Annotated in this window: 6 protein-coding genes; 3 read left to right on the forward strand and 3 right to left on the reverse strand. The window is 56.9% G+C overall.

What is annotated here, in order from left to right; genetic code table 11:
- Window positions 1–34 precede the first annotated feature (34 nt).
- The 3 genes from ADICEAN_RS20185 to ADICEAN_RS20195 form a co-directional block, all read right to left on the reverse strand.
- Window positions 35–988: a hypothetical protein gene (locus ADICEAN_RS20185; protein WP_009197527.1), complete on the reverse strand. Its 954-nt coding sequence runs from the start codon at window positions 986–988 to the stop codon at window positions 35–37.
- Entirely contained in the window at window positions 982–1569 is a 588-nt protein-coding gene (locus ADICEAN_RS20190) for an RNA polymerase sigma factor (RefSeq protein ID WP_236612971.1), read from the reverse strand. The genes ADICEAN_RS20185 and ADICEAN_RS20190 overlap by 7 nt, the downstream gene beginning before the upstream one ends.
- 123 nt (window positions 1570–1692) lie before the next feature.
- Window positions 1693–2382, reverse strand: a complete 690-nt coding sequence (locus ADICEAN_RS20195; RefSeq protein ID WP_009197529.1) for an Ig-like domain-containing protein — start codon at window positions 2380–2382, stop codon at window positions 1693–1695.
- A gap of 360 nt (window positions 2383–2742) precedes the next feature.
- On the opposite strand from ADICEAN_RS20195, the gene ADICEAN_RS20200 reads away from it, so the two are divergent.
- From ADICEAN_RS20200 to ADICEAN_RS20210, 3 genes are read left to right on the forward strand one after another with little or no spacing between them, the layout of a single operon-like run.
- The gene (locus ADICEAN_RS20200) at window positions 2743–3150 is read left to right on the forward strand and encodes a nuclear transport factor 2 family protein (RefSeq protein WP_009197530.1); all 408 of its coding nucleotides are present in this window, start codon (window positions 2743–2745) and stop codon (window positions 3148–3150) included.
- Window positions 3151–3157: 7 nt separating this feature from the next.
- Window positions 3158–3757, forward strand: a complete 600-nt coding sequence (locus tag ADICEAN_RS20205) for a GNAT family N-acetyltransferase (protein ID WP_009197531.1) — start codon at window positions 3158–3160, stop codon at window positions 3755–3757.
- 28 nt (window positions 3758–3785) lie between these two features.
- Complete coding sequence (locus ADICEAN_RS20210) at window positions 3786–4688, forward strand: carbon-nitrogen hydrolase family protein (RefSeq protein ID WP_009197532.1); 903 nt, start codon at window positions 3786–3788, stop codon at window positions 4686–4688.
- The last annotated feature ends 270 nt before the right edge of the window (window positions 4689–4958 follow it).

Genomic DNA, 4958 nt, shown 5'->3' on the forward strand with positions numbered 1-4958 from the left:
GATAACGGTTTCTTCAGCGGGAGGCGGCGTTTGCTCAACGAGCTGCCCGGGCAGTGGCTGGAGCCGGATCTGGCCCTCCTCCAACACCAGGCGGGCGAGGGCGAGCCGCCAGCCAGGGGAGCTGATTGCCCTGAACCAGGGGTGCTTTCGAAGCGGGTGTGCGTACATGATTTGCTGCCTGATCAGTGGCCGCTGATGGTATAGGCAGCTCTTCTGCTTCCGACTGGCTGACCTCAGCCTGTTCTGCAGCGGGTAGCAAGCGGGCAGGGTCAGCTTCTCCGGTCGGAGCGGGCGTAGAGGCCGGGGGCAGCTCGGTCTCCCGGCTGGCGCTACCGGCTTCTGCAGGGGCCACTAGCCGCGCTGCGGGAGCCTCAGGCCTGGAATTGGGCTGCGTTTGTTCAGGGCGTACTTCAGGGGCCCTCCTGTTGGATGAGGCCTGCCGGGGCTCTGACTGCGCATCTGCCCGCTGTGTCTGGGCGAACTGGGGACGAGTAGCTGCAGGGCGTTGCTTGCCGGGGGTACCAGGAGCTGAACTGCCCCCCTCTACTGGGGCTAGCCCTGCAGGGGGTGTGCCGCTAGCCGTCACACCGGACAGCGGAGTGGCCTTAGCTGTGGACTGCCCTGCCGGTGCTGTACGGTCGGATGGGGCACCCTCCATGACGTTTTTCTGGGGTGCCCGCTTCCTAAGGGGAGCTGCTGCCCCCTCGGGCTGTAGCTCGCTTTGGGATGGCTGAGGCTGCAGGGCGGGATCTTTAGCAGCCAGGGGCTCTGCAGTGGCTAGCGGCTGCTCCCCAGCGTGCTGTTGCAACTGATAGACCCCTCCCAGGCTGCCCAGCAGCAGCAAGCCGCCAGCAAACCACCACAGCAGGGGCCTGCGCCACCAGGGCCTCAGCTCCGGGGCAATCTTTTTCCAGCCCATAACCGGAGGCTCCTCCTCGAGCTCCAGCATCTTGCGCCGTATATCGTTGAGTTCGTTATTACTTAGCATTTGTCAGAGATTGAGTGGTTCAGCACAAGTTTCTTGAGATAGCCCTTAGCCTTAAACAGCTGGGACTTTGAGGTACCTTCGGTGATCTGGAGCATCTCGCCTATTTCGGGATGGGTATAGCCCTCGATCACACTTAGGTTAAAGACCAGTTTGTAGCCCTCGGGCAACTGGTCGATGAGCGCCAGAAGTTCTTTGCCGGAAAGTTCACTGATCACATCTTCGGTTGAGGGGGTTTGTTCTTCTACCGCTTTGTAATCCACCTGTTTCTGAAATTTCCGGTTACGGTTGTACTGGGTGATGGCCGTATTTACAAAAATGCGCCGCACCCAGCCTTCAAACGACCCCTCTCCGCTGTAGGAATTAATGTTTTTGAACACTTTTACAAAAGCCTCCTGAAAAATATCTTCCGCCTCAAAGCGGGAGCTGGCATAGCGCACACATACGGCCATCATTCGCCGGGAATACAGCTGGTACAGCTTCTCCTGAGCAGAGGCCTTCCCCTGCCGGCAAGCGGCTATAAGCTCTTCTTCACTGAGGGCCCTGGCTTTAAACATAGCGGGTATGGAGAGGGCTACAGGCATGGCTGGGAGCGGGTAACCATACAAGCCCCGGGCCTTGCCAGCGCAGGCACCGGGGATGCAGGGAAAAACTGCGCTGCTTTTGGGACAACGGCCTGCAGCAGCAAATAGCGGGGGCAAGTCATCTTATCGGATGGTGATGTGGGCGGTGCCTTCTATATACTCGGTAGTGCTGGTGTACATGCGGTAGCGGAAACTATCCTGGCCCACATAATCCCTGGGCGGATAGTAGCGGATCACAATGTTCTTATAACCGCCCGATTGCGACACATCTTCATAAGTACCCAGCTGGGGAGCGTAGTAGCTCTGGCTTACATAGGCGAAGATGCACAGCTGGTCATTGGCATGCACCCGCACATCTACCCACTGGTTTCGGGTGGTTTCCACCTGTTCGTCCCGGATCTCGGTTACGCAGGTGGCGGGGTCTACCGGCCGCTCTACAATAAAGCGGGCAGTTTCAGTTTTGCAGCTTCTGCTGCTGCACACGGTATACTTCAGGCTATCGGTACCGTAAAAATCCTGGTTGGGAAAGTAGTAGGTATCCCCATCTCCCATCACCTCCAGGCGTCCGTTGCGCACCGCTCCAAAGCTTACCGTTACGGCCACCTTTATGCTATCATTGCGCAGCATGTCCAGGCGGGCAGCCGGCTCATTGGGCGTATTGCCATTGTAGCACCAGATCTCATCCGGGTAGAGGGTAAACTCCTCAAAGGACTCGGGTGCAAAATCATCCTCCTCCAGATCGCAGCCCCCCAGGCTGGCCATCAGCAGCAAAATGAGAGGGACGCATTTTATTTTTAGGAGATTAACTTTCATGATTCCAATAGTATGCTTTTTTTGACTTCTTAACAATACCGCTTATCGCACAAAAACGACCGTTTACGGAAGGGCAACTCCGGTTGCTGCCAGGCTCCGTTTTTGCTGTACTACCCCCCAGACTACGCTGCCCGCTAAAGGGTTGCCCGGGCCTATGGCAGAAGTGGGATATTATTTTTTGATTGCTCCCGCAGGGCCTGATCCCCAGAAGGTGCAGGGGTGTTAAAGGGGCTCTGAGGGTAGAGATGAACTATTTTTCTAAAATTCACTGGTTGACCATCAATAAATAGCCCCACTCCTTTTAGATTCTCTGTAACTTTGCTCCCGGCTATCAGTACCCTTAGGAAAGCTTTTTAACCCATGAGCACTGCATTAGAGATTGTAAAAAAATATTATGCCGCTTTTAACCAGCAGGACTGGGACGGCATGCTGGCGCTGGTACACCCCAACATTCGCCATGAGCCCAACCAGGGCGAGCCCCGCCTGGGCAAAGACCAGTTCCGGGAATTTCTAAAGGGGATGGACGAGGCCTACCAGGAGCTGCTCACCGGCATGGTGTATTATCCCGAAGCGGGCGGCGGCAATCGGGTAGCCGTGGAATTTACCGTAAACGGCATCTACAAAAAAGGAGAAGCCGGATTCCCCCCGGCCAAGGGCCAGACCTATGAGCTGCCCGCAGCTGCTTTTCTGGAGGTAAAGGATGGACTGGTGATCCGGGTAGCCACCCACTACAACCTGCCCCTCTGGGTAAAGCTGGTATCGGAATAAGGTGCCCATGCTCAACTACGAACTTAGCTATGTAAAAAAGCAGGGACAGGAGATCCGCACAGTCTTTGAAGACCTGGCCTCCCTGCGCATGACCGTGTTTCGGGAATATCCCTACCTCTATGAGGGCTCGCTGGACTATGAGCGGCAGTACCTGGAGACCTATGCGCTCTCGGAGCGGGCCCTGCTCTTTGCCGTGTACAAGGGAGAGCAGATGGTGGGCGCCACTACCTGCATCCCCCTGCGGGACGAAACCGCCCCCATTCGCCAGCCCTTTGCACTGGCGGGCTGGGAGCTGGACAAGCTCTTTTACTTTGGCGAAAGCCTGCTGCTGCCCCCCTACCGGGGCCAGGGGCTGGGCCATCGCTTCTTTGATGAGCGGGAAGCCTGGGCCCGCAGCTTTGGCACCTACCAGAAGGCCTGCTTCTATGCCGTAGAGCGCCCGGATGATCATCCCCTGCGGCCGGCCGATTACCGCTCAAACGAAGCCTTCTGGAAAAAGCGGGGATATGCCAAATACCCCAACCTGCAGACCAGCCTGAGCTGGCCCGATCCGGGCGAGACCGAATCAACCCCCAAGCCGCTGGTATGCTGGATGCGGGACCTTTAACCCACTACGTACGTTCTATCCCTGATCGATGAAGATAACCGTTGCCGCAGCGCAATACCCCATTACTGAACATAGCAGCCTGGACCACTGGCGCACCCACATAGCCCGCTGGGTGGCAGATGCCGCCCGGCGGGGTGGGCAGCTGCTGCTCTTTCCGGAATATGCCTCTATGGAGATGGTCAGCATCTTCGAGCACCCCATTCGCTCTGATATTCGCCGGCAGGTGCTGGAGCTTCAAAGTGTGCGGGAAGCCTTTTGCCAGACCTTTGAAGCGCTGGCCCGGGAGTGGCAGCTGATCATAGTAGCGCCCAGCTTTCCGGTGCTGGAAGAAGGCAATATTCACAACCGCGCCTATGTGTTTGGGCCGCAGGGGCTGGCCGGCTACCAGGATAAATTCTTCATGACCCGTTTTGAAGATGAGGAATGGGGCATCAGCTGCGGGCCCAAGGTGCTTACGCTTTTTGAAGCCTCCTGGGGCAGCTTCGGCATCCAGATCTGCTACGATGTGGAGTTTTCGATGGGTTCCCACCTGCTGGGCACTGCTGGCGCCTCCCTCATTCTGGCCCCTAGCTGCACCGAAACCATCCGGGGCGCTACCCGGGTACACATCGGCGCCAGGGCCCGGGCGCTGGAGGCCCAGGCCTACTCGGTGGTCTCCCAAACCATTGGGGACGCCCCCTGGTCGCCGGCGGTGGATATCAACTGGGGCTTCAATGCGGTCTACTGCACGCCCGACCTGCACCTGCCCGAAGAGGGCATCCTTACCCGCATGCCCCCCCAGGAGCCCGGCTGGCTGCTGCAGGAGCTGGACTTTACCCATATAGAACAGGTACGCACAGGCGGCCAGGTATTCAACTACAAAGACCATCAGCGTTTTCACAGCCGCTTTTCCAATAATGAAGAAATACAGCTGCAGCGCAAAGCGATCTGAACAAAAAAAGGGCGTCCCAGGCGGGCGCCCTTTTTCATTGAGAATAAACAATCGCTTATCGATTAACCCTTAACCTCTTGTTTTTAACTGGCACGCAGGATCAGGCCAGCTTCTGGCCCCTGAATGAGTTCCTGCGAGTCGCTGAGTGCCTGGTACAAACATAGCTATCCAGACTAAATAAAAATAATTGATAGTACTTATCACTCTATAGATGCACTCTATGTGGTAAAGGAAAGATGCATTCCATTCCTTTGCAGGAATTGCCTCTCA

The organism is Cesiribacter andamanensis AMV16, from assembly GCF_000348925.1.
Classification (GTDB): domain Bacteria; phylum Bacteroidota; class Bacteroidia; order Cytophagales; family Cyclobacteriaceae; genus Cesiribacter; species Cesiribacter andamanensis.